The organism is Flavobacterium sp. (assembly GCF_031409475.1).
In the GTDB taxonomy this organism is placed as follows: Bacteria; Bacteroidota; Bacteroidia; order Flavobacteriales; family Flavobacteriaceae; genus Flavobacterium.
In genome coordinates this window covers 1-25,807 of the sequence record NZ_JANNXH010000069.1, presented here as the reverse complement: position 1 = coordinate 25,807, position 25,807 = coordinate 1, and the positions used below count along the sequence as shown (strand labels likewise).

Below are 25,807 nucleotides of genomic sequence, written 5' to 3'. Positions count from 1 at the left end.
TTTAACTTTTTTTTTGTTCATTTGTTCCCATAAAAAACCCAATCAAAATGCAGAAATTTGACGCTATTCGTCCGTTTTATGATGCCGAAGTAAACGAAGCTATTCAAAAAGTGATACATCACCCTATGATGAAGGCGTTGATGAATTTTTCTTTTCCAGATATTGCAGATGATATTTGGAAAGAACAACTCAAAAAAACACATTCAATACGTGATTTTCAGTGTAATTTTATTTATCAATCGGTTCAAAAAGTGCTGGAAAAAAGCTCCGAAGGATTAACGACTTCGGGTTTCGAAAAGTTAGAAAAAAACACTTCATATCTGTTTATTTCGAATCATCGGGACATTTTGTTGGACACGACTTTGTTGAATGCCGCCTTATTCGAACATGGATTTGTAATGACCGCTTCGGCCATTGGAGATAATTTAGTGAAAAAAGCTTTTTTAGATACCTTGGCAAAATTAAATCGTAATTTTTTAGTGCAAAGAGGTTTAACACCAAGAGAAATGCTGCAAAGTTCTAAATTATTATCTGAATATATTGGACAATTATTACTGCGTGAAAATCGTTCGGTTTGGATTGCACAACGCGAAGGAAGAACCAAAGACGGAAACGACGCCACGAATCCGGGAGTGCTCAAAATGCTTGCAATGGGTTCTGACGAAGCCAATTTGATGGATTATTTCAAAAAAATAAAAGTAGTTCCAGTTTCTATTTCCTACGAATACGATCCTACGGATGTGTTAAAAATGCCGCAATTAATGGCCGAAGCCAATAATGAGATTTATATCAAAGAAAAAAACGAAGATTTCATGACGCTTTTAAGTGGAATCATGGGACAAAAAAAACGAATTCACATACACATTTGCGACATTCTCGATACTGAAATTGACAAAATTGTCGCTGAAAATGACAATACAAACAGGCAAATACAAGCATTGGCGACGGTTATTGATGATTCAATATTGAGTAATTATAATCTTTGGCCAACGAATTTTATTGCGTATGATATCGTCAATAATACCGATGCACATGCTCATTTATACACCGAAAACGAAAAATCATTGTTTCAGCGCAGATTAGAAATGCGAATTGACCAAGAAAACCCTATAGCTTTGGATGGGTTTTTGGCGATGTATGCCAATCCTGTTGTCAACAAATCCAAATATCACAATGTCATCTAAGGCCAAAATACTTTTGATTTATACTGGTGGAACCATTGGTATGAGAAAAGATTTTGAAACTGGTGCGCTCAAAGCTTTCAATTTTAGCAAGTTATTGTTGCGAATTCCAGAACTTCAGCAATTAGATTGCGAAATCGAAACCATTTCGTTTGACAAGCCCATCGATTCATCGAATATGAATCCTGAAAATTGGATGAAGACCGCGACTATTATCGAAGATAATTACGATGCTTTTGATGGATTTGTAGTGCTTCATGGTTCAGATACCATGTCCTATTCGGCTTCGGCATTGAGTTTTATGCTCGAAAGTTTATCCAAACCAGTAATTTTCACAGGTTCACAATTACCTATTGGAGATTTAAGAACCGATGCAAAAGAGAACTTAATAACCGCTATACAAATTGCTTCGTTGCAAGAAAACGGTTTGCCGCTTATCAAAGAAGTTTGCCTATATTTTGAATACAAATTATACCGAGGTAACCGAACTACAAAGATAAATGCCGAACATTTCAAGGCATTTACTTCGCCTAATTATCCAGAATTGGTTGAGTCAGGCGTACATTTAAAAATAAATTCAGAACTTTTTTTACCCGTTCAAAGAGTTAGAAAACTCAAGGTTCACAAACATTTAGACAACAATGTTGCGATTGTAAAAATGTTTCCTGGTATGAGCGAAATGGTTTTGACGGCAATTCTTACTATTCCTAAACTCAAAGGAATAGTTCTAGAAACTTACGGAGCAGGAAATGCACCAACCGAAGATTGGTTTATAAATTTATTAAGCACTGCCATAGAAAAAGGATTGCACATTATCAATGTAACTCAATGTTCTGGGGGAAGCGTGAGTATGGGACAATACGAGACGAGTTCTGCCATGAAAAAAATTGGAGTAATTTCAGGAAAAGACATCACCACCGAAGCGGCAATTACTAAATTGATGTATTTATTAAGTCAAAAAATAGCACCAAAAGATTTCAAAACGATATTCGAAACTTCTTTGCGAGGCGAAATGATATAATATTGATTTTTTACTTTCTAAACTCAATTTTTTTCGTGTTCTTTGCAAACCAAAATAAAAATAGAGAGGTGGCCGAGTGGCTGAAGGCGCACGCTTGGAAAGCGTGTATAGGGCAACTTATCGAGGGTTCGAATCCCTTCCTCTCTGCAAAAATTCGTAAGGCAACTCGTAGAGTTGTCTTTTTTTGTACATTTAAAAAAAATTCTATATGCGATTATTTAGTATATGCTTTCTTTTATTATCGGTTTTGAATGTTTTTTCTCAAGAAAATATTACTTCAGAAAATACTCAAAGAGTAAAAATAGACTCCTTATATCGAGAAGATCAGTTTTACTTTGGGTTTACTTTTAATGTGTTGCAAAATAAGCCTGTAGGTTTATCTCAAAGTAATTTATCAACAGGTTTATCCGCAGGGTTTCTTAGAGATATGCCAATAAATAAAACCAGAACAGTTGCAATAGCGTCAGGAATAGGAGTTACTTATAACAGTTACAATCAGAATCTTTCGATTTATAAATCGGGACAAACCACATTTTATTCTATCATCCAAAACAATATAGGATATGATAAAAACAAATTCTCCCAACTTTTAATTGATGTTCCACTTGAGTTCAGGTGGCGAACATCAACCTATGAAAGTCATAAGTTTTGGAGAATCTACGGTGGTTTAAAAATGACTTATGTTGCCTTAAACAAATCTACTTTTGTTGATGGAAATAATAAAATTGTGGTTAGTAATAACAAAGATTTTAATAAAATACTCTACGGGGTTTATGTTTCTGCGGGTTACAACACTTGGAATGTGTATGCCTATTATGGGTTAAATCCAATATTTAAATCTGCCAAAATTAATACTGAAAACGTTGACATAAACGCTCTTAATATTGGGATTATTTTCTACATTCTATAACCAAAGAAACCACAATGCTACTTGAGGTACAATTCCTAAAATGAATCCAATAATTAATTCTTTTATGGAATGGGCTTTCATTTTCAATCTAGAACTTGCTACCAGGCTATTCAATAATACCATTACTGTAAAACCAACAATGTTTTGAATTTGAAGTTGCAAACTCAAACCAACTACAAATACCGTCAAAGCGCTAATTGCAATCATGTGAAGACTGGCTTTTATTTTAAAAAACAATAAAATCAACGCTACTAAAGCGCTTAATAAACCACCTAAAAAGAAGAAATGTAATTCAGGATAATTTTCCAATGGTACACTTTTCCGTACCAAAAAAATAATCAAAAAACATTGAATAACCAACGGAATTTTGCGCTGTTCAATTTCTACAGCTAGTACTGAATTTATTTTGCCCATTTTATGCAACAACAAAAAAAATAGTATGGGAAGCACAATTGTGATAATCACTATTTGTAAAACAACGAAGTATTTTTCGGAATTTGTATATTTAGAATGGTTGATGATAAAGTAATACAAAGCAGCAAATACCGGAATGAATATCGGATGGAATAAATAGGAAAAAAAAGGAAGTGTTTTTTTTAAATTCATTCTTTCTATAACATTTATTTGTCATTACGAAGTACGAGGACTCAAGCAAAGCGAACATACGAAGCAATCTCAACAAATGAGAACAAAAATGTGATGTCTCCTACGGTCGGAATGACAAAAAGAGTAATTCCAAAATCTAAAATCTTAAATCTTTTTTCTCATTCTAGCCACAGGAATATCAAGTTGTTCTCTATATTTAGCAATGGTTCTTCGTGCTATTGGATAGCCTTTTTCTTTGAGGATTTCTGCTAATTGATCATCAGGAAGTGGTTTTTTCTTGTCTTCTTCCTCAATTGTATTTTTAAGAATTTTCTTGATTTCGAGTGTCGAAACCTCTTCACCTTGGTCGTTTTTCATGGCTTCGGAGAAGAATTCTTTGATGAGTTTTGTTCCGTAAGGTGTTTCTACATATTTGCTATTTGCCACACGAGAAATGGTCGAAATATCAAGCCCAACCATATCGGCAATATCTTTTAGAATCATAGGTTTTAGCTTGGTTTCATCGCCTTCAAGAAAGTATTCTTGTTGGTAATGCATTATCGCGTTCATGGTCACATAAAGCGTTTCCTGACGTTGTTTAATGGCATCAATAAACCATTTAGCCGAATCTAATTTTTGTTTTATAAACTGAACTGCATCTTTCTGTGCATTTGATTTGTCGCGGGAACTTTTATAAGTCTGCATCATTTCCTGATAATCTTTGGAAACGTGTAACGAAGGAGCATTTCTACCGTTTAGGGTCAAAACAAGTTCGTCGTCAACAATACGAATAGCAAAATCGGGAACTACGTGTTCTGTGATTTTGTTGCTTCCTGTGAAAGAACCTCCTGGTTTTGGATTTAGTTTTTCGATTTCGTGAATGGCTGTTTTGAGTTGGTCACTCGAAACCGCATATTTTTGCAGGAGTTTGTCGTAATGTTTTTTGGTAAAAGCATCAAACTGATTTTCGATAATATCCATTGCCAAAGCCACATATTCTGTAGGTGTTTTATGTTTTAATTGCAACAATAAACATTCCTGCAAATCACGTGCGCCAACACCCGAAGGTTCGAGTTCATGAATGATGTGTAACATTTTATCGACCGTTTTTTCATCGGTGTAAATGCCTTGGGTAAACGCCATATCATCAACAATATCTAGAATAGTTCGTCGAATATAACCCATATCGTCAATGCTTCCTACCAGAAACTCGGCTATTTCTCGCTCGTCATCATCGAGTATAAAAGTGTTGAGCTGATTGATTAAATCTTGATGAAAACTGATGGGTGCAACAAGTGGTGACTCGCGTTCCTCATCGTCATCACTGTAATTATTGGCTTGGGTTTTGTAATCGGGAGTTTCGTCGCTGCTTAAATATTCGTCAATATTAATGTCGCTAGTGTCTTCGCTTTCATTGTCATCATAGTCATCAAATTCGTCATTGGTATCATCGTTATTAAACTCGTCATCATAAATTTCTTCCTCATCTGTTCCTGTTTCCAATGCTGGATTCTCGTTCATTTCTTCCAACAATCGTTGTTCGAAGGCTTGCGTAGGTAATTGAATTAACTTCATCAACTGGATTTGTTGAGGAGATAATTTTTGAGAAAGTTTAAGATTTAGAAATTGCTTAAGCATTTTTTATTTGTTTAAAGGTTTAAGAGTTTAATGGTTTAAAGTTGTTCTTATTAAAACAACTTTAAATTTTTTTAAACGACATTAAACTTTTTTTAAAATTCCGCATTCATAGGCGTTCTAGGAAACGGAATTACATCACGAATATTAGTCATTCCGGTTACAAATAATACTAATCTTTCGAATCCAAGTCCAAAACCAGAATGCACTGCGCTGCCAAATCTACGGGTGTCTAAATACCACCACAATTCTTCTTCGTCAATTCCTAAAGCTTTCATTTTTTCGACCAAAACGTCAAAACGTTCCTCTCTTTGTGAACCGCCAACAATTTCTCCAATTCCTGGAAAAAGAATATCCATTGCTCGAACGGTTTTTCCGTCTTCATTCAAACGCATGTAAAACGCCTTGATATTTGCAGGATAATCAAACAAAATTACGGGACATTTAAAGTGTTTTTCTACTAAATAACGCTCGTGTTCACTTTGTAAATCTGCACCCCATTCATTAATGATATAATTGAATTTTTTCTTTTTGTTTGGGGTACATTCGCGTAAAATGTCAATTGCTTCGGTGTAGGAAACTCTTTTGAAATTAGTTGACAAAACAAAGTTTAATTTTTCCAGCAATCCCATTTCGCTGCGTTCTGCTTGTGGTTTTGATTTTTCTTCGTCTAATAATCTTTGTTCCAGGAATTTTAAATCCTCAGGACATTTTTCCAATGTATATTTGATTACATATTGAATAAAATCTTCGGCTAAATCCATATTATCATTCAAATCATTGAAAGCTACTTCGGGTTCAATCATCCAAAATTCAGCCAAATGGCGTGAAGTATTAGAATTTTCTGCTCTAAATGTTGGTCCAAAAGTATAAATTTGACCCAAAGCCATAGCAAAAGTTTCGCCTTCTAATTGTCCGGAAACGGTTAGATTGGTTTCTTTTCCAAAGAAATCTTCTTTATAATTTACTTGTCCGTCTTCGGTTCTTGGCGTATTGTCAAAAGGCAAAGCGGTGACTTTAAACATTTCGCCTGCACCTTCGGCATCTGAACCGGTGATAATTGGGGTGTTTACATACACAAACCCTTTTTCCTGAAAATACTGATGCACTGCAAATGACAACACTGAACGAACACGCATAATTGCACCAAACATATTAGTTCGAACTCTTAAATGGGCATTTTCACGAAGGAAATCCAAGCTCGGTTTGTTTTTGGGTTGGATTGGGAATTTCTCTGCATCAGAGTCGCCTAGGATTTCAAGTTTTTCTACTTTGATTTCAAATTTTTGTCCTGCACCTTGACTTTCGACCAAGTTTCCGGTAACCGAAATCGCTGCGCCAGTTGTGATTCTTTTTAAAGTTTCGTCTGGAGTGTTTTCAAAATCGACAACACATTGGATATTATTGATGGTTGAACCGTCGTTCAAAGCTATAAATTGATTGTTTCTAAAAGTTCTTACCCAACCTTTTGCATTTATTTCTTGTAAGGTTGTTGGACTGTTTAGTATGTCTTTAATTCTGGTATGTTTCATTTTAATTTTAAATTTCTGATTTCTGATTTTAGATTGAAACAAAAAATCACTGTTTCAATCGAATTGCAAATATAATTGATTTATTGTGATTTTTTAGCCTCGATAATAGCGGCATCCTTTTTTAGGCTTCCAGCCTTCCAAAGGCTGGAAACCTAAAAAAGATATAGCGAATAGCGGGAATCAGCTCCTAGATTGCTTCGTTCCTCGCAATGACAAGTTATTCCAATGCTTCAGCTTCTAAAAGATCCTCTTTTATCGCATTCTTTTTTTCAAAAGTTAGCACCAATGCTGGTAATACTAATAAGTTGGCAAACATCGCAAACAACAAAGTGCAGGAAATTAAACCACCAAGGGCAATCGTACCACTAAAACTAGAAAGGGTGAAAATAGCGAATCCAAAAACCAAAACAATAGAAGTGTAAAACGTGCTTATTCCTGTTTCTCGTAATGCGCTGAAAACAGATTTTTTGATTTTTCCGTTATTTTCAATCAGATCGAGACGGTATTTTGCCATAAATTGTATGGCATTATCGACCGAAATCCCAAACGCAATACTGAACACCAAAATAGTTGACGGCTTGAGCGGAATACCAAAATAGCCCATCAATCCTGAGGTGATGCACAACGGAAGTATGTTTGTGATGACTGAAACCAATATCATTTTTACGGAGCGAAACATATAAGCCATTAATCCTGCGATGAGGAAAATGGCGAAAATGAGCGACTCAATGAGGTTGTCAATTAAATAGGATGTTCCTTTTTGGAAAACCAATGCCTTACCTGTCATTGTTACTTTGTAACTATCGTTTGGAAAAATCTGGTCTATTTTCTTTTGTAATTTTCCTTCGACTCTTTCCATTTCTTCGGTGCCAATGTCTTTCATAAAAGTCGTGATTCGGGCATATTGTCCAGTTGAATCTACATAACTTTTCATCAAATTGTCTTTACTGTTTTTTGTCGCATTTTTGGCATACGAAAGGATGAATGCTTGTTCTTGCGAAGTTGGTAATTCATAATATTCGGGGTTGCCGTTGTAATAGGCTTGCTTGGAATATTTTACTAGATTTACGATAGAAACTGGCTTTGATAATTCTGGAATTTCGGAAATGGTTTGTTGCAATTCGTCTATTTTTTTCATCGTGGACAATTTCATTACCCCTTTTTTACGCTTGGTATCAATCATAATTTCCAAAGGCATAACGCCATTGAATTCTTTTTCGAAGAAGAGAATATCCTTGAAGAAAGAAGCGCTTTTTGGCATTTCGCCAATCAAACTTCCAGAAACTTTCATTTGTGAAACACCAATTATGCTGAAAACCAATAGCAATCCATAAATAGTGTAAATAATTCTTCGATTGTGTCTCACGGCATATTCAACCCAGTTTAATACAGCAGAGAGATAGGTTTTACTTAAATGATACAAGTGTTTTTCTTTTGGGATTGCCATGTAACTGGACACTATTGGAACTAATAATAAGGTTAAAAAATAAACGGTCATTACGTTTATCGAAGTTACTAATCCAAATTCAAAAAGCAAATCGTTGCCCGTAATCATAAATGTAGCAAATCCTGCGGCAGTTGTGAGGTTTGTCATCAAAGTGGAAACGCCAATTTTTGAAATAACACGTTGCAGGGCTTTTGCCTGATTGTTGTGAAGTTTTATTTCCTGTTGGTATTTATTGATAAGGAAAATACAGTTTGTAATACCAATAACGATAATTAATGGCGGAATAATTGCGGTAAGAATTGTGATTTTATAGTGAAATAACCCCAATGTTCCAAACGACCAAACAACACTTAAAAGTAGAATAAAAATCGAAATCGAAGTGGCGAGTACAGAACGGAAAAATAAAAAGAAAATTAGAGAAGTGATAAACAAAGCTGCGCCAATAAATAGCGTGATTTCGCCTTTCATGTTTTCGGCATTAACGGTTCGAATGTAAGGCATGCCGGAAACACGAAGATCGATTCCGGTTGTTTTTTCGAATTTCTCGATTTTTGGAACCAGATTATCAACAATAAAAGTTTTTCTTGCGGCAGTATTTACTACATTTTTATCTAAATAAACCGCAGAACGAATACTTCCAGATTGTTTATTGAACAATAAACCTTCGTAAAAAGGCAAGTTGTTGAATAGTTCGCTTTTTATTTTTTCTAAATAAGCTACGTCTTTAGTTTTGCTTTGATCTACAAGAGATATCAATTCAAATTTTTCGGAAATGGTGTCTTTTTGTAATTTTTTTAAATCGTTTAGCGAAACAACGAGTTCTACTTCATTGTTGTTTTTTAAACCTGTCATTAATTCATTCCAAGCAGAATAAGCTTTCGGAGTAAAAAAAGTCTTGTCTTTGAAACCAATAACAATCAAATTACCTTCTTCACCAAACTTGTTTAAGAAGTCTTGGTATTGTTTGTTAACAATATGTTTTTGCGGAAGCAAATTCGCTTCGGTATAAGTCATGCTTAAATTTTTCCATTGAAAACCAAGAAAAACCGTTAGCACAAAAATGACTGCAAGTATTGTTATTCTATTTTTGAGTATTATTCTGGCAATCCATTCCCAAAACCCTACTTTAAAAGTTTTTTTCATAAAATGATTAAAATGCTCGCAAAGGTAAATAAAACAAGAGACAATTAATAATTTGTACCGTTAGATTTAATGATAATTTAATTCGTTTTTTTGTTTACTTAAAATTTGCGTTACTATTTTTTGGTACACTAAAATTTATATCTTTGGTTTTACCATCTTAGTATTGAATTTATATAAAAAGTTGAAAACAAAACCGCATGAAGAATTTTAAAAACGCCATATTTTATTTTGTTGTAACAGGCGGATTTACTGCGTTGATGTATTGGATTATAAAACAAGGTAAATATTTACAAGAGAGTAAAACTATAGTCGTTTCGGTCACTGAAAATGGACATTGGAATGATTTTTTGTCTTCGATGATGCTGAACTTGCACCATCCATTAGCGATACTTTTAGCCCAAATTATCACTATTATTATTGTGGCACGTTTTTTTGGTTGGATTTTTAGAAAAATAGGTCAACCATCAGTCATTGGTGAAATTATTGCAGGAATCGTACTTGGACCATCGTTATTAGGAATGTATTTTCCTGAGTTTTCTTTGTCCTTATTTCCGGTTGCATCTTTAGGAAATTTACAGTTTTTAAGCCAAATTGGGTTAATCCTTTTTATGTATGTAATAGGAATGGAACTCGATTTAAAAGTATTAAAAAACAGAGCAAATGAGGCCATTGTAATTAGTCACGCCAGTATTGTAATTCCATTTGCATTAGGAGTTGGATTGGCTTATTTTGTATATTATAGATTTGCTCCCGAAGGCATTCCTTTTTTGCCTTTTGCTTTATTTATGGGCATTGCGATGAGTATAACTGCCTTTCCGGTTCTAGCAAGAATTGTTCAAGAACGGGGCATTCATAAAACTAAATTAGGCGCTATTGTGATTACTTGTGCCGCAGCAGATGATATTACCGCTTGGTGTTTGCTAGCTGCCGTAATTGCAATTGCAAAAGCGGGAACATTTGTGAGTTCACTTTATATTATTTTATTAGCCGTTTTCTATGTGATTGTAATGATATTTGTAGTCAAGCCATTTTTAAAAAAAATTGGAGAATTGTACGAAGGCAAAAAGAATTTAAATAAACCGGTAGTTGCAATCTTCTTTTTAACCTTAATTATCTCCTCTTACACTACAGAAATTATGGGTATTCACGCCCTTTTTGGAGCATTTATGATGGGTGTAATCATGCCGGATATAACAAAGTTCCGAAATGTTTTTATAGAAAAAGTTGAAGATGTTTCAGTAATATTATTGCTTCCATTATTTTTTGTCTATACGGGTTTGCGAACAGAAATAGGCTTAATAAACGATCCGTATTTATGGAAAGTAACCGGTTTTATAATACTTGTAGCAGTAATTGGAAAATTTATAGGCAGTGCTTTGGCCGCAAAATTTGTAGGTCAAAACTGGAGAGACAGTTTAACCATTGGTGCGTTGATGAATACAAGAGGATTGATGGAATTAATTGTATTAAACATTGGATTAGAGTTAAAAATTTTGACTCCAGAAGTTTTTACCATGATGGTTATTATGGCACTTGTAACTACTTTTATGACCGGACCAGCTTTAAATTTAATCAATTATATTTTTAAAGAAAAAGGGGATAGTATTGTAGATGAAATGGAAACTATCAGCAAATACAAAATATTAATATCGTTTGGAAATAACGAAAAAGGAAAATCACTCTTACGCTTAGCGAACAGTTTAATCAAAAAACAAAAAGAGACAACTACCATAACGGCAATGCACCTCACATTGAGCGACGAAATGCATTCCTTTAATTTAGAAGATGTAGAAAAAGATAGATTTTCACCAATAATTAAGGAATCTCAAGCACTCAAACAAGAAATTACAACTATATTTAGAGCCACTGTTGACATTGAAACGAATATTACTGAAATCGCAAACAATGGCGATTATGACTTGCTGTTGGTAGGACTCGGTAAATCAATATTTGAAGGAACGCTACTGGGTAAAGTTTTAGGATTTACAACAAGATTAATTAATCCGGACCGATTAATCGATAAATTTACCGGTAAAGAAGGCTTGTTCGAAAATTCACCTTTTGACGAAAGAACAAGGCAAATTATTTCGAAAGCTAAAATGCCGTTAGGTATTTTGATTGATAAAAAATTACAGAATTTTGACAATGTTTTTATACCTATTTTCAGTTCTGAGGATGCTTTTTTGTTTGATTACGCTCAAAAATTAATTTATAACAACGATTCAAAAGTTGCGGTTTTAGATGCGAATAATCAAATAAATATACTCGATGTAGTGAAACAGTCTTTAATTTCATTAGATCAAAAATATCCTAATAAAATCACATTGATAGATGAAAAAATTATTAAAAAAGAGTTTCTTTCGAAACAAGATTTAATGATTATAAGTCTCGAAAGCTGGAAAGCACTTGTAGATTCGCGAAGTATTTGGTTGAGTAGAGTTCCTTCGGTTTTGATTTTAAAACCGTAGTTTACAATCCTAAATTTAGAACAAAGCTTATTTTTATAGCAATATTATCCTCGAATTTTGCCAGTTGATTTGGACCATAACGGTAAAAACCGCCCAAACCTATGCCTTTATATATTTGATTGAGTTCAATTCCAGATTCAAAAAAACCTTTGTTTAGCGTTTTGTACGCTATGCCAACATGTTGCTCTGGATTTTTCATATTTCCCCACGCCATACGTGTAACCAAGACTAGTGATGGCTTTACATTCTTGAACAATGTGACTCTGTTTGACCCATGTTTCATCTGAAAAAATAAGTATTCACTCGAGAAGAACTCGTTGAAAAACATGGTTTCAAAACTATTTTTACCGGCAAAAGTAATGCGCTGCAAAACACTTTCTTTGGTCAAATTATTAGGCGACGTATTGTACAAATGCGTTATTGGTAAATTACCAAAAGCTGCTCCAGCTTCAAACAAAAGGGTTGTTTTTTGACCGTTCAAATATTTTTTTTCGTACTCTGTTCTAAAATCTATTTTGCTAAATTCAAAATCATTATTCCAGATTTTTGGCAATGATTTTGTAAACTGAAAAGTAAACTTTGGGAATCGTTTTTCTATTTCAATCCTGCCTGTTGGCGTTTGCATATAATCGCTAAACGGATTCCATCGCAACGAAACCATCGCGGTTGTCATGGTGAAATTTTCGTATAATTTTCCGTTTAAATTATAAGCGTAATTAAATTTTGGTGAAACAGCAGTATGCGAAAGTTCCCATAAGCTTTCGGTTTTTGGAATTATTTTGGTTTCTATAAATGTTTTCCAACTTACATAATTATAAAAAGTGCTGATGTTAAAAGGTCTTGGATCATATATTTTGAAGGCTTTTTTATCAATTGCAAATGTGCTACTGGCAATTTCACGAACATCATCAGTATACGAAACACCAATCCAAGAATTGGAGAATTTGCCCACACGTGTACCAAGCCCTAAACTGTATTTGAAAGCGCCATCTTTGGTTCCATAAGCGGTGTAACCTTCGATTTTATATTTTCTTGAAAATCGCTCGTTTGTAATGCCACCTATACCTAAACGAAACCCTTCGTAATTGTTGTAGCTAAATAGTTTGCGTAGATCTAAATCTAAAAATCCTATGGGCAAATACCCGTTTATTACTTTTCGTCCAAGGGTTATTCTGCTTTCTAATCGTTTTTTTAAGGCAACGCTATCGAGTAAAATATAGGTTTTTTGGCTTCGGAGATCCAAGCTGTCTTTCCTGTAATTGTTCCAAAAACTCTCGGGTTTGTTGATGGCATCGTCTTTAATCTCGATAAAAATGGATGATTTTTTTATTTGCAAAGGAATGTTGTACTTGATATCAAAATTAGTACTTCGAGAAAGTAAATAAATATAATCCGATGCTTCTCTTTTTCTCCCCATTTCGTTTTCCATATCACCATCAAACTGAATTGTTCCGCCAAGGATTTTGATATCGTCGTCGTTATTGCCTTTTACAATTTTAAAGGTTTTATCACTTGGAAACCATAATTTTTCCTCAGGAATATAGTTGAATTCGTGCGTTCCGCTAATGTCAAGTACACCTTTTATGCGCATTACAGCTTTGGCAACGGCATAATTATTTTGGTCTATATACAAAACACCTTCGAGTCCAGCAGCTTTGCTTTTTTTCTTGTTTTTAAAATAAATCACATCCGTATTTCTACCATTTATAAGGACTGTGTCTAGTAATTTATAGTTGTAATCCAATGGTGAATCAATCGAAATTGGACTATTGTAGCGGGTTTCAAAAAGCTCGTAATAATTGTCGTAAATAGAAAAAGACTGTAAATTGAATCCTATAATTTCATAAACAGGTTGCTTGAAACCAGCCATTTTTGTGCCTAAAATAGTTTCTTTTAATTTTGAATTATTAAATTGATATTGCGACACTTTTTCGGTTTGAAATAGATGTTGCTTGCTTATTACTTCTTTAAATTTATAATCCGTTGAATCTATTTTTGAGAATTCTCTCCCTATAGATTTTTCGATAAATACGGAATCTATTCGTCCTTGAATCGAATCTGGATTTGCGGTTACAATAAGTTTATTGTAGGATTTAAACTCAAAACTGGATAGTTTTTTTTGTGGATCATTACTATTTTTATTTTCAATAACCTTTTTGATAATTGCCAAAGCTCGAGTATTACTCTGAATGATAACTTCCTTTAATTCATTGGTTTGAGGAGAAATAAAAACAGAATAGTAGTTTTTGTTTTTTTCGATATCGACAATTGTTTTTTTGAATCCAATGTAGGAAACAGTGAAACTCGTGGTGGTTATTTTTGTGAGAATACTAAATTTTCCGTCAACATCGGTAATGGAGTTTGAACCGTCATTTGAGATAATTGTAGCAAAAGGCAACGGTTTATTTGTAGTTATTTCTTTGACAATTCCGGTTAATTGAAACTGCGCTTGAAGCGAAAGCGTAAAAAAGAAAAACACTAAACAAAGTTGCTTCATATAAAGAGTTTATTTCAAAACGAGTAAGATTTCGATTTATTAGCACAAAAGTAAGAATAAAAAAATCCGCTCCCTTAAAAGAACGTATTTTTAATGTTGTTAGAAAAAACTTGTGATTTTTAATCTTTAGGCGGACTAATTACTTTTTACCTGATTTCAATTAGGTTCCCATAATTCTCAGCATCATCTTTTGTCCAAACTAATTCCTTTCCTCTAGGTCTTTTCTCCCAATGCCAATCTATAGGTTCTTTTACATAAACATATAACGAAACTCTATCTTCATAGTTTCCCCCATTTTTTTACGTTGCTCTAAAGTTCTAAATCTAAACGAGAAAAACTGTTGACCCACTTCATTACTCGCACAGGAAGTTTTTATTTCGGGTTTTAATTCTTTTAGTAAATCTTTTAAAGATTTATTGATAAATTGCTGTTCGATTATTTTTAACTTGTAAACATCTTAGGTTGTTTGAACTATTTGTTGTGCTTTGCAACAAAAGTTTGATAAAATGAATAGTATTGCGAGAATTTTTATGTTTTTTCATGTTTTTTATTCAATAAAATTTGCTAACTCTTATTCCTTACCACTTACCTTAATCCTTATTACAGTAAGGTTGCCAAATTTCTCAGCATCTTCTTTGGTCCAAACTAACTCTTTTCCTTTAGGCCTTTTTTCGTAATGCCAATCTATTTGTTCTGTTACATAAACATATATAACTACAGGTATTTGATTAATCCTTCTTTTCCTATGTTGTTCACGATCTATGAATCTAAAAGAAAAATAATCAGGAAAATCTCGGGTAGCTTCAGCCATTTTAATTTCGGGTTTTATCTCTTTCAGTAAAACTTTTAGAGGTTTGTTAATAAACCACTGCTCATTTGTTTTTAATTTATGAGTTTCATTAGGGGTTTGCACCATTTGTTGCGCTTTGCAGCTATTGTTTAATAAGATGCATAGTAGAGCGAAAATTTTAAGTGTGTTTTTCATGTTTTTTGTTTTAGTGTTAGTTACAAGGTTTTGGGGTATATGTTTTGGCACCATCTTGTTGTATATTTTCTTCCGTTTTAATGGAGTTGAAATTCCCAGCACTGTCTTGTCTCAGTAACGTTATTCCTGCATTATATTTGTCCAAAACAAAAGCTATTGCAGTTGTGCGTGCCTCTGTATCATAACCCATATCCGATTTGAGAGCGTCAATTTGGTCAAATATAAAGGTAGGAAATTCGGGGCTGTAACCAGGTAATACATCAGCGGGATAACTGACCACAAAGGCTTGAGCCGCCACTAAGTCGGTAACTAATATGGCGTAGATTACTCCGTCTGGCAAAACAATAAATGAAGTTGTGAAATCACTGCGCAGTGAATTTAGCTTTACACTAGCATATATATCTCCGGCAGATAGCGGAGTAGCTACCACATGATTGTGTATAGCTGCAAAAGCTCCAGGCCAACTGGTGTTTGTTGCCACATTATATTGACCGCCAGTGTTCATAGGCGCTTGGGTTGTTTGTCCATTGCTATCCCTTCCTAAAGTAATGCTGTGCTCTTTTCCATCAACACTTGCAGCTAAAATACTGGAAAGTGCAGAGCTGTAGGTAGTACTTTGTGAGGTGTTTGTAGTTGGTCCATCCGGACATGGATCTCCTTCTTCAGCTGTTGTAGAAGTTCCTCCGCCATTCGCCATCCACCATAAATCGGTTTCATCAGAAACTGTTGGATCGGGATTTGTAAATTCCATCCTAACAAATTTCCAATTTGGATTTTGATAATTATTGTAAATGATTACTTCGTCTAATTCAATTCCTGCAGCAAAAATATCGCCTCCAGTAAAACTGCTTTTACCCGTTTTTATAGTTTTATTTTTTGTGGGGACTAAATCGATTACATAGTTATTGTTTTTCAATCGATAGGCTCTAATAAAATCGCCCTCAAGAGTAGTCATAATAATGATGCCGCTAAAGAAATTTTTTGTAGTTGTTGCATCTGGATATTCAGTATAAACAATAGTTTGAATGTTGTTTTCTATCTTTAATAACAACGCACTACTTATTTTGATTTTAGTGTTAGTGCTAAAAGGCACCACAGTGAGTAATTGATCTGTATTGGTTAGTTTTTCGTGTGTGATTTTACTGTAATCAAAGGCTGGCGTTTCTATTTTAGAAAGTACTCTATTTTTAACAGTTTTGATTTTTAAGAACGAAATTGCCTCTTCTTTAGTTACTGTTTTTATTTTTGAATTGCTACCTCCAATTGACTCTTCGATAGAACAACTATTTAAAATGACGATAAAAATTCCTAGTTGTAGAACAATCCATTTAAGGCGGTGCTTTCTTTTTTGTTGGTTTGTTTTCATAAAAAGTTTGATAATTAAATTTTATAAAAGTAAGAAAATATAACTAAAATAAAGTGTGTGGTTTTCATGTTTATTTATTTTAATGTTATTAGTAGCAAGGCAATAAAAAAATCCGCCTTGTTAAAATAACGAGACGGATTTGATTTTGTTTTATGGTAACTTATACTTTCATGATTTCAGCATCTTTATGAACTAAGAGTTCGTCTATTTTCCGAATAAAAGCGTTGGTTAAGGTTTGCACTTCTTCTTCGGCAGTTTTACAAATATCTTCAGAAGTTCCTTCTTTTTCTAGTTTTTTGATTTCGGTATTGGCCTCTTTTCGAGAATTTCTAATTCCAATTTTTGCGTCTTCGGCTTCTACTTTGGCTTGTTTTGCAAGATCACGTCTCCGCTCTTCGGTTAGTGGCGGAACACTTATTATGATTAAATCACCATTATTCATTGGATTAAACCCAATGTTTGCAATCATAATCGCTTTCTCGATGGTGTGAAGCATGTTTTTTTCGAAAGGTTGTAAAGTGATGGTTCTCGCATCTGGCACACTAATTTTTGAGACTTGAGAAAGCGGAGTTGCAGAACCATAATAATCTACAAAAACACTGCCAAGCATTGCCGGTGAAGCTTTTCCTGCTCGAATGTTCAAGAAAGCTTTTTCTAAATGTTCGATGGAACCTGTCATAGATTCTTCGGCACTTTCTAATATAAATTCAATTTCTTCGGTCATAAAATTTCAGATTTCAGATTTCAGATTTCAGTGTATTTGTAAACTGTTATCTGCGGTCTGGTTTTTATATATTTACTAAAGTTCCAATATTTTCGCCTTCGCAAATTTTCAATAAATTACCTTGTTTGTTCATATCAAAAATCACGATAGGCAATTTATTTTCTTGACTTAATGTGAATGCGGTTGTATCCATTACATTCAATCCTTTTTTGAGGACATCTTCGAACGAAATATAATTAAATTTTGTTGCCGAAGCATCTTTTTCGGGATCGGCGGAATAAACACCATCAACTCTTGTTCCTTTTAGAATTACATCGGCATGAATTTCGACACCACGTAAAACAGCAGCAGTATCAGTTGTGAAATAAGGATTTCCTGTTCCAGCACCAAAAATTACGATTCTGCCTTTCTCGAGGTGACGAACAGCTCTTCTTTTTATATACGGTTCAGCGATGGCTTCGATTTTGAGTGCGGTTTGCAATCGGGTAAGAATTCCTTTGTCTTCGAGCGCACCTTGAAGCGCCATTCCGTTGATAACTGTGGCTAACATTCCCATATAATCGCCTTGAACGCGATCCATTCCGTTGCTTGCTCCAGCAACGCCACGAAAAATATTTCCTCCGCCAATTACTATAGCAATCTCAACACCTTTGTCATGAATTTGCTTGATTTCATCAGCATATTCAGCTAATCTCGCGGGATCAATACCGTATTGTCTGTCGCCCATTAAAGCTTCACCGCTTAATTTTAGAAGAATTCTTTTGTATTTCATGATAGTATTAGAATTTTGAGTCCTGATTTTACAAGCTCAAGTCAGTATTTTGTTTTGAGTTGTGCAAATATAATCATATTCTTTTTTTATTAATACGACTTCAACGAGATTTAAGTAATTAGAAAGATATATTGTCTTAATATCAAAATAGGATAAAAAGTTTTTGCCACAGATTTGAAGGATTAAAATGATTTTTTAAGCTTTGTGACGAATCAATCTGTGTTAATCTGTGAAATCTGTGGCAAATTAATTTAGTGCTTCACTAAAATGCGACATTAAATTTTGACTTTTACTTGCCTATTTATTTGATGTAAATTTTCGAATCATCATACTCATAATAATTACAAGATAAAATTGCCCAGCTAGTCCTAATATGGATGAAACCATTTTAGCGTTTTGGCTTATGGGAAGCATGTTTGCAAACCCAATACTCGTAGCGGTATTGGTGCAGTAATATACAAGATCAACATAAATACTGGTATGATGTTCTAAATCAATATTAGTCAAAACACTACTGTCTTCAATTAGAAATAAAATAAGAAAGATTCTAACTGCAATTTCAATTAGCAATAAATACCCAACGATTGTGCCTGATATTAAGGCTTTGTCAATACGATGTGGTGAAAATAAAAAAGAGAATGTATAATAGGTCGTTATTATCAAAAAAATTAGAAATGAAATCTCTCTTAAATATTTTAATGAGATATAATTATTTAAATAAAACAATCCTGTATTACAACAAAACGTAAAAATTAAAATTGCACCAAATAATATAGAAATATTGTTTTTCCTATGAAAAAAACTATTTGTAGCAGCTAAATACACCAGAATAACATTTCCGATACGGAAATATTTTTCATAAAAATTTAAATCATAAAAAAGCACACTTCCGTAGAGATGAAATAGTAAGGTAACTAATAAAATTTCGTAGCAATATTTATAAATAAATACTGAAAACAGTCGTTTTTGCGTTCTTATTTCCATTTTTACTCGGTCTTTTGGTAACGATTTATTGAAATGAATTTTGTAAATATAATCAATTTACAAATCTTCAAAAACGAGTGATTGAAATTCCTACACTTACACTTGGAACGGTGTTAAAATTATTGTATTTCAAGCCGTGTTCTGAGAGTTCAAGAAAGAGTGCAATGTGATCGTCTGTTTCAATACCAATACTTATTTTTCTATAATTTCCAGAAAGATTTCCTCGTCCAAGTGCAAATGATTTTCCGAAACCAATGGCAATAAATATTCTAGTTTCATCATTTTTGGAGAGTTTAGGGCTGATTTTTAAACTACCAAAAACAGGAACAGCTACAAGTTTTTCTGTGATTTTCCAGTTGATTCCTGAATTTATTCCAATAGCAAGCCATTGATTTTTATGAATTCCAAACCCAACAATCGCATTTAAACCATCGGGGATAAACCAATATCCCTTTTCGTGAGTGTAGGGATCGACAACGTCTCTATCAGGATTTCCTGTTAAGGGAATTGAAAAATCAAATTGAAGGAAAGTGGGTTTAGATTTTGTTTTCTCTCCATCATTAGTTTGATAAACGGTTTGAGAATTTGAATTTATTGCGAATAGCAGGAATAGAAGTGCAAAGTGTTGTTTTTTTAAATCAACTTTCATTGTTTGCGTTTTTATTTAAAAAATCTTCAAATTCATTTACATCAATCGCATTATTCACCTGATAATCGCCAATTTTTGTTCTTCGCAAAACCGTTAAATGGGAACCTGAATCCAATGCTTTTCCAAAATCAAAAGCGAGCGAACGAATATAAGTTCCTTTGCTACAAACTACTCTAAAATCAATTTCTGGAAGTGCAATTCGTGTGATTTCAAATTCATGAATGGTGGTTTTTCTTGAGGCGATTTCTATAGTTGCTCCAGCGCGAGCATGTTCATAAAGGCGAACTCCATCTTTTTTTATAGCGGAAAAAATTGGTGGCTTTTGGTCGATTTCGCCAAGAAATTGTTTCACTGTTTCGTGAATTAATGCTTCGTCAATATGCGAAGTTTCAAAAGTTTCATCGATTTCGGTTTCTAAATCATACGATGGTGTTGTAGCTCCAATGTAGAAAGTTCCTGTATATTCTTTGGCTTGGCCTTGAAGTTCCGTAATTCTTTTGGTAAATTTTCCGGTACAAACTAGCAATAATCCTGTTGCTAATGGATCGAGCGTTCCAGCATGACCAATTTTGAATTTTTTTGGCAATCCAACTTTATTGATGAGCAAATATTTTAATTTATTCACTGCTTGAAACGAAGTCCAATGCAACGGTTTGTCTATCAATAAAATTTGTCCGTTTAAGTAGTCGTCGTCAGTTTTCAAAAGAAATTATTTTAAATATGAAAAGTAAAGCAACAAAAGGATTCCCACAATAATTCTATACCAACCCCAAGGTTTAAAACCGTATTTTTTGATGATTTCAATAAAAAATTTAATTGCCAAAACGGCAACTACAAAAGCTACAACGTTTCCAATAATGAAAAATTTTATGTTCTCCTCTGATTTTAAAATGAGTTCGTAACCTTTCATCTGTGAGGCTTCGTATGTTTTTAAAAAAACGGAATAGCAAGTAACTGCCAGCATTGTTGGAACTGCCAAAAAGAACGAGAACTCTGCTGCAACCTGACGCGTTAATCCTTGTTGCATGCCTCCAATTATTGATGCTGCCGAACGACTTGTGCCAGGCATCATGGCTAAACATTGCCAAAACCCAATAATTACAGCTTTCTTAACGCTAATATCTTCTTCTTTATGAATGCTTGGGTTTTGAAAACGACTGTCTATAAAAAGTAAAATTACGCCACCCAAAATTAAAACGATGGCAATAGGAATTGGATTTCCTAGAACGGCTTCGATTTTATCGTCGAATAATTTTCCTAAGACTAAGGCTGGGATAACAGCACAAATGAGTTTGCTATAAAAATTGATTTTAGAAAAATCAAAAAATTTCTTCCAATACAAAGCGACAACGGCCAAAATTGCTCCAAACTGAATAGAAACTTGAAAAAGTTTCACGAAATCATCTTCTTGAATTCCAAAATAGGAACTTAAAAAAACCATGTGAGCCGTTGAGGAAACCGGAAGATATTCGGTCAATCCTTCTATAATTGCAATTAGAAAAGCTTGTAATGTATTCATTTTTAGTATTCAGTGATTAGTATTCAACGATTAATTCAAGTTATTCCTGCAAATTGAACACTGCAAACTGAACACTATTTTTTAGGATTTTTTAATATAGAATAAATTGTAATTCCAAAACCTATTAAAACAACTGTTGGAGCAAGTCGAATTCTTCTAAAATCAAAAACCGATTCATTAAATACTTTAGGATCATCACTTCCGCCACCAGACATCAAAATAAATCCAAAAGCTATTACCGCAATTCCAATAAGTAGCAATTTATAATTTATATTTTCAAAAAGAAATTCTTGTTTACTTTCGTTATTTTTCATAATTCATAGATTAATAAAGGTCATCTGTTCTTAAGTTCAAAAAGCGCTGTGTAGCAAAATAAGTACTCAGCCATGTTATTAGAATTCCAAGTCCAAAAACGACTATTAAAACAATTCCTATCAATAATTTATCATCCAAAATTCCTAAATCTGGAAAATTAACTTCGAGATAAACTAAAACACCAATCAATGCAAGAATAGCTAATCCTGCGCCAATCATGCCTAGTTTAACACTTCGCATTACAAAAGGTTTGCGTATAAATGATTTGGTTGCACCAACCATTTGCATTGTTTTAATAATAAATCGATTGGAATGAATAGAAAGCCTTAAAGAACTATTAATCAATAAAACAGCTATGATGGTCAAAAATATACTGGTTATTAAAATCCACATACTGACCTTTTTGATATTATTGTTTACTAAATTAACTAATTGTTTATCGTAAACAATATCAGAAATCATTATGTTTTTTCGCAAGCCAGCTTCTATTTTTTCAATGCTATCATTAATCACAAAATCGGCTTTTAAATGAATATCAAACGAATTTTGAAGTGGATTTTCTCCTAAAAAAGTTAAAAAATCCTCGCCAATGATATCAGTATGTTGCTTTGCAGCAGCTTCTTTAGAAACGTAATCATAGGATTTTGCAAATTTGGCGGTTTTTAATTCCCCACCAAAAGCTTTCAAAATACTATCATTTGCTTCGCTTTTGAAAAATACTGTCATGGCAATTTTTTCTTTGAAATCGTCTGCTAGTTTTTTAGAATTTATAATAAAAAATCCTAAAATACCCAACAAAAATAACACTAAGAATACACTTAATACTACTGAAAAATAAGAGGAAATTAATCTGCGTTTTTGAAATTTATCAAAGGAAGAACTCATAGTTTATTGAAATTATGGCGTAAAAATAATAAAGAATTTCTTTATTTGAAGTTAATAACGCTCAAAGTTTTAACTTTCGTACAATAAACGTAAATTTGGCACCTGATTATAATGTCATAAACACTTAGAACCTTAGCTTCTTAGCTTTTTAGAACCTTTTTAATGAAATACAATCCAAACGAAATAGAAAAATATTGGCAACAGTATTGGGCCAAAAATCAAACATTTGCCGCCGAAAATCATACTGAGCTTGACGAAGTACAAAAACCCAAATATTATGTGCTCGATATGTTCCCTTATCCGTCTGGAGCGGGATTGCATGTAGGTCATCCGTTGGGTTACATCGCATCTGACGTTTATTCTAGATACAAAAGACATCAGGGTTTTAATGTTTTGCATCCAATGGGTTACGACAGTTTTGGATTGCCAGCCGAGCAATATGCCATACAAACCGGGCAACGACCAGAGGATACAACCCGTGTCAATATTGATGGTGGTTTTGACAAAGAAGGAAACGAAATTGCAGGTTATAGAAAACAACTCGACAAAATAGGATTTTCGTTTGATTGGAGTCGCGAAGTGCGCACATCGAACCCAGATTATTACAAACATACACAGTGGATTTTCATCCAATTATTCAATTCTTGGTACAATAAAAACAGTGATAAAGCCGAAGCTATTTCGACTTTAATTTCAATTTTCGAAAGAGAAGGAAATACAAATGTAAATGCAGTTTGCGATGATACTATTGTTAGTTTTTCATCAAGCGAATGGAATGCATTTTCATCCGAGGAACAACAAAAAATCCTTTTGCAATACAGATTAACCTATCTCGCAGAAACCGAAGTCAATTGGTGTCCAGGATTAGGAACGGTTTTAGCCAATGACGAAATCGTAAATGGCGTTTCAGAACGTGGTGGATTTACAGTTATTCGCAAGAAAATGACCCAATGGAGTATGCGAATTTCCGCTTATGCCGAACGTTTGTTGCAAGGTTTAAACGATATTGATTGGAGCGAAAGCATCAAAGAAAGCCAGCGAAACTGGATTGGAAAGAGTGTTGGTGCTATGGTTGAATTTAAAATCCTCTCCCCAACCCTCTCCAAAGGAGAGGGAGAATTTGCGGGTTACATGACCGGAGATTATCAAACTGCGTCAATATTATTAGGACACGCAAAAGAAATGAGAAAAGAACCAACATTAGAAGAAGCAATGTTGTGGGATGCAATTAGAAATAGAAAATTAAATGATAAATTTAGAAGACAGCATTTGATTGGAAAATATATTGTCGATTTTGTTTGTCTTGAAAAAAGACTAATTATCGAGGTTGATGGAAAATATCATAATTCAAATGAACAAATAGAGTTAGACGAGGAAAGAACATTAGAACTGGAACAAAAACATTTTTTTAAAGTGATTCGATTTTCAAATGAAGAAGTGAAATTTGAAATCAGTAAAATTTTATCAAAAATAAAACAAGTATTAATTTCAAGAAATAATTTAGCTCAAAACAGTCAAACCTCGTCTCCCTCTCCTTTGGAGAGGGTTGGGGTGAGGATTTTCACCACGCGTCCTGACACCATTTTTGGAGTTACCTTTATGACCTTGGCACCAGAACACGAATTAGTTTCTCAAATCACAACACCACAACAGAAATCAGCAGTCGATGTGTATATCGAAAAAACCGCAAAACGTTCCGAAAGAGAACGTATGGCGGATGTAAAAACCATTTCGGGAGTTTTCACAGGAGCTTTTGCAGCACATCCATTTACGAATGAGCCGATTCCGGTTTGGATTGGCGATTATGTTCTTGCAGGTTACGGAACTGGCGCAGTTATGGCTGTTCCTTGTGGCGACGAAAGAGATTATGCGTTTGCCAAACATTTTGGAATTCCAATAAAAAATATTTTTGACAAAGACATTTCCGAAGCGGCTTTTGGAGCCAAAGAAGGTTTTAAATTGGTAGATTCTGATTTTTTGAATGGATTAGGTTACAAAGAAGCAACCAAAAAAGTTATCGCTGAACTCGAGAAAATAAAACAAGGAAAAGGGAAAATAAATTACCGTTTGCGTGATGCTGTTTTCTCTCGTCAAAGATATTGGGGTGAACCGTTTCCGGTATATTATGTCAATGGTTTACCACAAATGATCGATGTGCAACATTTGCCAATCGTATTGCCTGAAGTAGAGAAATACTTACCAACCGAAGATGGACAACCGCCTTTGGGGAATGCAACGGTTTGGGCTTGGGACAGTAAAAAGTTGACGGTTGTTAGTTGTGAGTTGATAGACAATGTCAATATTTTTCCTTTGGAATTGAACACGATGCCAGGTTGGGCAGGAAGTTCTTGGTATTGGATGCGTTATATGGATGCACACAATGAGAACGAATTTGCAAGCCAAGACGCTTTGAAATATTGGGAAAGCGTGGATTTATACATTGGCGGAAGCGAACACGCAACCGGACATTTATTGTATTCCCGTTTTTGGAACAAATTCCTTAAAGACAAAGGTTTTGCTCCTACCGAAGAACCATTCAAAAAACTTATTAATCAGGGAATGATTTTGGGAATGAGTGCTTTTGCATATAGATTACTTATTATTGATATTCCAAAATTTAAAATAAGTACAACCTTACCGTCGAAATTTCCAACTTGTTTTATATCATCTAAATTGAAAAACTCTGAAAAAGGCGAAATTTTAATTAAGGATCTTATTTCTAAAAATTTAATTTCAATAATAAATGATTTAAAATTAACACTTAAAGATAGTTTATCCGATGAGCAATTAAGTGGTATTTCTTGTGCTGATATTGTACTTTCAGATTTAAGTTTTATTCCTATACATATAGATGTTTCATTAGTAAATTCTTCGGATGAATTGGATGTTGAAAAATTCAAAGCTTGGAGAGAAGATTATAAAGATGCAGAATTTATCACCGAAGAAAACGGAAAATACATCGTCGGTCGCGAAATCGAAAAAATGTCGAAATCAAAATACAATGTAGTTACGCCTGATGATATTTGCAACGAATACGGAGCGGATACTTTGCGTTTGTATGAAATGTTTCTTGGTCCATTAGAACAAGCAAAACCTTGGAACACGGCAGGAATTTCGGGAGTTTTTGGGTTTCTTAAAAAATTATGGCGTTTGTATTTTGACGAAAATGGTTTAATCGTAAATAATGAC

General features: G+C 33.8%; 20 protein-coding genes and 1 tRNA gene. 6 read left to right on the top strand and 15 right to left on the bottom strand.

The window, feature by feature from the left end:
- The first annotated feature begins 47 nt into the window (after window positions 1–47).
- The 4 genes from RMO53_RS13495 to RMO53_RS13480 all read left to right on the top strand — a co-directional run bounded on the left by RMO53_RS13495 (window position 48) and on the right by RMO53_RS13480 (window position 3,112).
- Window positions 48–1,184 carry a 1-acyl-sn-glycerol-3-phosphate acyltransferase gene (locus RMO53_RS13495; protein ID WP_310381707.1) on the top strand — a complete coding sequence of 379 codons (1,137 nt, stop codon included), beginning with the start codon at window positions 48–50 and terminating at the stop codon, window positions 1,182–1,184.
- Entirely contained in the window at window positions 1,174–2,202 is a 1,029-nt protein-coding gene (locus RMO53_RS13490; RefSeq protein WP_310381705.1) for an asparaginase, read from the top strand. The genes RMO53_RS13495 and RMO53_RS13490 overlap by 11 nt, the downstream gene beginning before the upstream one ends.
- 62 nt (window positions 2,203–2,264) lie before the next feature.
- Window positions 2,265–2,349 (top strand) — tRNA-Ser (locus RMO53_RS13485).
- Window positions 2,350–2,410: 61 nt separating this feature from the next.
- Window positions 2,411–3,112, top strand: coding sequence for a porin family protein (locus RMO53_RS13480; protein WP_310381703.1), 702 nt, complete (start codon window positions 2,411–2,413; stop codon window positions 3,110–3,112).
- On the opposite strand, the gene RMO53_RS13475 is transcribed toward RMO53_RS13480, so the two are convergent.
- The 4 genes from RMO53_RS13475 to RMO53_RS13460 form a co-directional block, all read right to left on the bottom strand.
- Window positions 3,107–3,718 carry a hypothetical protein gene (locus RMO53_RS13475; protein ID WP_310381701.1) on the bottom strand — a complete coding sequence of 204 codons (612 nt, stop codon included), beginning with the start codon at window positions 3,716–3,718 and terminating at the stop codon, window positions 3,107–3,109. The genes RMO53_RS13480 and RMO53_RS13475 overlap by 6 nt on opposite strands.
- 144 nt (window positions 3,719–3,862) lie before the next feature.
- The gene (rpoN, locus tag RMO53_RS13470; protein WP_310381699.1) at window positions 3,863–5,335 is read right to left on the bottom strand and encodes an RNA polymerase factor sigma-54; all 1,473 of its coding nucleotides are present in this window, start codon (window positions 5,333–5,335) and stop codon (window positions 3,863–3,865) included.
- Between the two features lie 92 nt (window positions 5,336–5,427).
- A complete protein-coding gene (asnS, locus tag RMO53_RS13465) occupies window positions 5,428–6,864 on the bottom strand; it encodes an asparagine--tRNA ligase (protein ID WP_310381697.1) in 1,437 nt (478 codons plus the stop codon).
- A 217-nt stretch (window positions 6,865–7,081) separates the two neighbouring features.
- Window positions 7,082–9,454, bottom strand: coding sequence for an MMPL family transporter (locus RMO53_RS13460; protein WP_310381695.1), 2,373 nt, complete (start codon window positions 9,452–9,454; stop codon window positions 7,082–7,084).
- 197 nt (window positions 9,455–9,651) lie between these two features.
- Here RMO53_RS13460 and RMO53_RS13455 point away from each other — a divergent pair, with 197 nt between their 5' ends.
- Entirely contained in the window at window positions 9,652–11,922 is a 2,271-nt protein-coding gene (locus tag RMO53_RS13455; protein ID WP_310381693.1) for a cation:proton antiporter, read from the top strand.
- A 1-nt stretch (window position 11,923) separates the two neighbouring features.
- Here the strand turns inward: RMO53_RS13455 and RMO53_RS13450 are convergent, their stop codons facing one another.
- From RMO53_RS13450 to RMO53_RS13400, 11 genes are all read right to left on the bottom strand, one after another.
- On the bottom strand, window positions 11,924–14,419 hold the full coding sequence (locus RMO53_RS13450) for a DUF5686 family protein (RefSeq protein WP_310381691.1): 2,496 nt from the start codon (window positions 14,417–14,419) through the stop codon (window positions 11,924–11,926).
- A gap of 571 nt (window positions 14,420–14,990) precedes the next feature.
- Entirely contained in the window at window positions 14,991–15,404 is a 414-nt protein-coding gene (locus RMO53_RS13445; RefSeq protein WP_310381690.1) for a hypothetical protein, read from the bottom strand.
- A gap of 16 nt (window positions 15,405–15,420) precedes the next feature.
- The gene (locus tag RMO53_RS13440; protein ID WP_310381688.1) at window positions 15,421–16,770 is read right to left on the bottom strand and encodes a hypothetical protein; all 1,350 of its coding nucleotides are present in this window, start codon (window positions 16,768–16,770) and stop codon (window positions 15,421–15,423) included.
- A gap of 160 nt (window positions 16,771–16,930) precedes the next feature.
- The gene (gene frr / locus RMO53_RS13435) at window positions 16,931–17,494 is read right to left on the bottom strand and encodes a ribosome recycling factor (RefSeq protein ID WP_310381686.1); all 564 of its coding nucleotides are present in this window, start codon (window positions 17,492–17,494) and stop codon (window positions 16,931–16,933) included.
- Window positions 17,495–17,558: 64 nt separating this feature from the next.
- Entirely contained in the window at window positions 17,559–18,266 is a 708-nt protein-coding gene (gene pyrH, locus RMO53_RS13430) for a UMP kinase (RefSeq protein WP_310381684.1), read from the bottom strand.
- Window positions 18,267–18,563: 297 nt separating this feature from the next.
- The gene (locus RMO53_RS13425) at window positions 18,564–19,250 is read right to left on the bottom strand and encodes an ion channel (RefSeq protein ID WP_310381683.1); all 687 of its coding nucleotides are present in this window, start codon (window positions 19,248–19,250) and stop codon (window positions 18,564–18,566) included.
- Window positions 19,251–19,317: 67 nt separating this feature from the next.
- Window positions 19,318–19,899 carry a hypothetical protein gene (locus RMO53_RS13420; protein WP_310381682.1) on the bottom strand — a complete coding sequence of 194 codons (582 nt, stop codon included), beginning with the start codon at window positions 19,897–19,899 and terminating at the stop codon, window positions 19,318–19,320.
- Window positions 19,889–20,602 carry a tRNA pseudouridine(55) synthase TruB gene (truB, locus tag RMO53_RS13415; RefSeq protein WP_310381680.1) on the bottom strand — a complete coding sequence of 238 codons (714 nt, stop codon included), beginning with the start codon at window positions 20,600–20,602 and terminating at the stop codon, window positions 19,889–19,891. The genes RMO53_RS13420 and truB overlap by 11 nt, the downstream gene beginning before the upstream one ends.
- 6 nt (window positions 20,603–20,608) lie before the next feature.
- A complete protein-coding gene (locus tag RMO53_RS13410) occupies window positions 20,609–21,418 on the bottom strand; it encodes an undecaprenyl-diphosphate phosphatase (protein ID WP_310381679.1) in 810 nt (269 codons plus the stop codon).
- A gap of 74 nt (window positions 21,419–21,492) precedes the next feature.
- Window positions 21,493–21,732: a DUF3098 domain-containing protein gene (locus tag RMO53_RS13405; RefSeq protein WP_310381677.1), complete on the bottom strand. Its 240-nt coding sequence runs from the start codon at window positions 21,730–21,732 to the stop codon at window positions 21,493–21,495.
- 10 nt (window positions 21,733–21,742) lie between these two features.
- Window positions 21,743–22,618, bottom strand: a complete 876-nt coding sequence (locus tag RMO53_RS13400) for a permease-like cell division protein FtsX (RefSeq protein ID WP_310381674.1) — start codon at window positions 22,616–22,618, stop codon at window positions 21,743–21,745.
- A 162-nt stretch (window positions 22,619–22,780) separates the two neighbouring features.
- Here RMO53_RS13400 and RMO53_RS13395 point away from each other — a divergent pair.
- Window positions 22,781–25,807: class I tRNA ligase family protein (locus RMO53_RS13395; RefSeq protein ID WP_310381673.1), on the top strand; the 3,027-nt coding region annotated here is incomplete at its 3' end.

Bases quoted from the DNA above. Each gene is read 5' to 3' on its own strand.
- RMO53_RS13460 (WP_310381695.1), bottom strand. From the start codon at position 9,454: ATGAAAAAAACTTTTAAAGTAGGGTTTTGGGAATGGATTGCCAGAATA.
- RMO53_RS13425 (WP_310381683.1), bottom strand. From the start codon at position 19,250: ATGGAAATAAGAACGCAAAAACGACTGTTTTCAGTATTTATTTATAAA.
- RMO53_RS13420 (WP_310381682.1), bottom strand. From the start codon at position 19,899: ATGAAAGTTGATTTAAAAAAACAACACTTTGCACTTCTATTCCTGCTA.
- RMO53_RS13475 (WP_310381701.1), bottom strand. From the start codon at position 3,718: ATGAATTTAAAAAAAACACTTCCTTTTTTTTCCTATTTATTCCATCCG.
- RMO53_RS13410 (WP_310381679.1), bottom strand. From the start codon at position 21,418: ATGAATACATTACAAGCTTTTCTAATTGCAATTATAGAAGGATTGACC.
- RMO53_RS13455 (WP_310381693.1), top strand. From the start codon at position 9,652: ATGAAGAATTTTAAAAACGCCATATTTTATTTTGTTGTAACAGGCGGA.
- RMO53_RS13405 (WP_310381677.1), bottom strand. From the start codon at position 21,732: ATGAAAAATAACGAAAGTAAACAAGAATTTCTTTTTGAAAATATAAAT.
- rpoN (WP_310381699.1), bottom strand. From the start codon at position 5,335: ATGCTTAAGCAATTTCTAAATCTTAAACTTTCTCAAAAATTATCTCCT.
- RMO53_RS13480 (WP_310381703.1), top strand. From the start codon at position 2,411: ATGCGATTATTTAGTATATGCTTTCTTTTATTATCGGTTTTGAATGTT.
- RMO53_RS13400 (WP_310381674.1), bottom strand. From the start codon at position 22,618: ATGAGTTCTTCCTTTGATAAATTTCAAAAACGCAGATTAATTTCCTCT.
- RMO53_RS13490 (WP_310381705.1), top strand. From the start codon at position 1,174: ATGTCATCTAAGGCCAAAATACTTTTGATTTATACTGGTGGAACCATT.
- RMO53_RS13440 (WP_310381688.1), bottom strand. From the start codon at position 16,770: ATGAAAACAAACCAACAAAAAAGAAAGCACCGCCTTAAATGGATTGTT.
- pyrH (WP_310381684.1), bottom strand. From the start codon at position 18,266: ATGAAATACAAAAGAATTCTTCTAAAATTAAGCGGTGAAGCTTTAATG.
- RMO53_RS13445 (WP_310381690.1), bottom strand. From the start codon at position 15,404: ATGAAAAACACACTTAAAATTTTCGCTCTACTATGCATCTTATTAAAC.
- RMO53_RS13495 (WP_310381707.1), top strand. From the start codon at position 48: ATGCAGAAATTTGACGCTATTCGTCCGTTTTATGATGCCGAAGTAAAC.
- RMO53_RS13450 (WP_310381691.1), bottom strand. From the start codon at position 14,419: ATGAAGCAACTTTGTTTAGTGTTTTTCTTTTTTACGCTTTCGCTTCAA.
- frr (WP_310381686.1), bottom strand. From the start codon at position 17,494: ATGACCGAAGAAATTGAATTTATATTAGAAAGTGCCGAAGAATCTATG.
- asnS (WP_310381697.1), bottom strand. From the start codon at position 6,864: ATGAAACATACCAGAATTAAAGACATACTAAACAGTCCAACAACCTTA.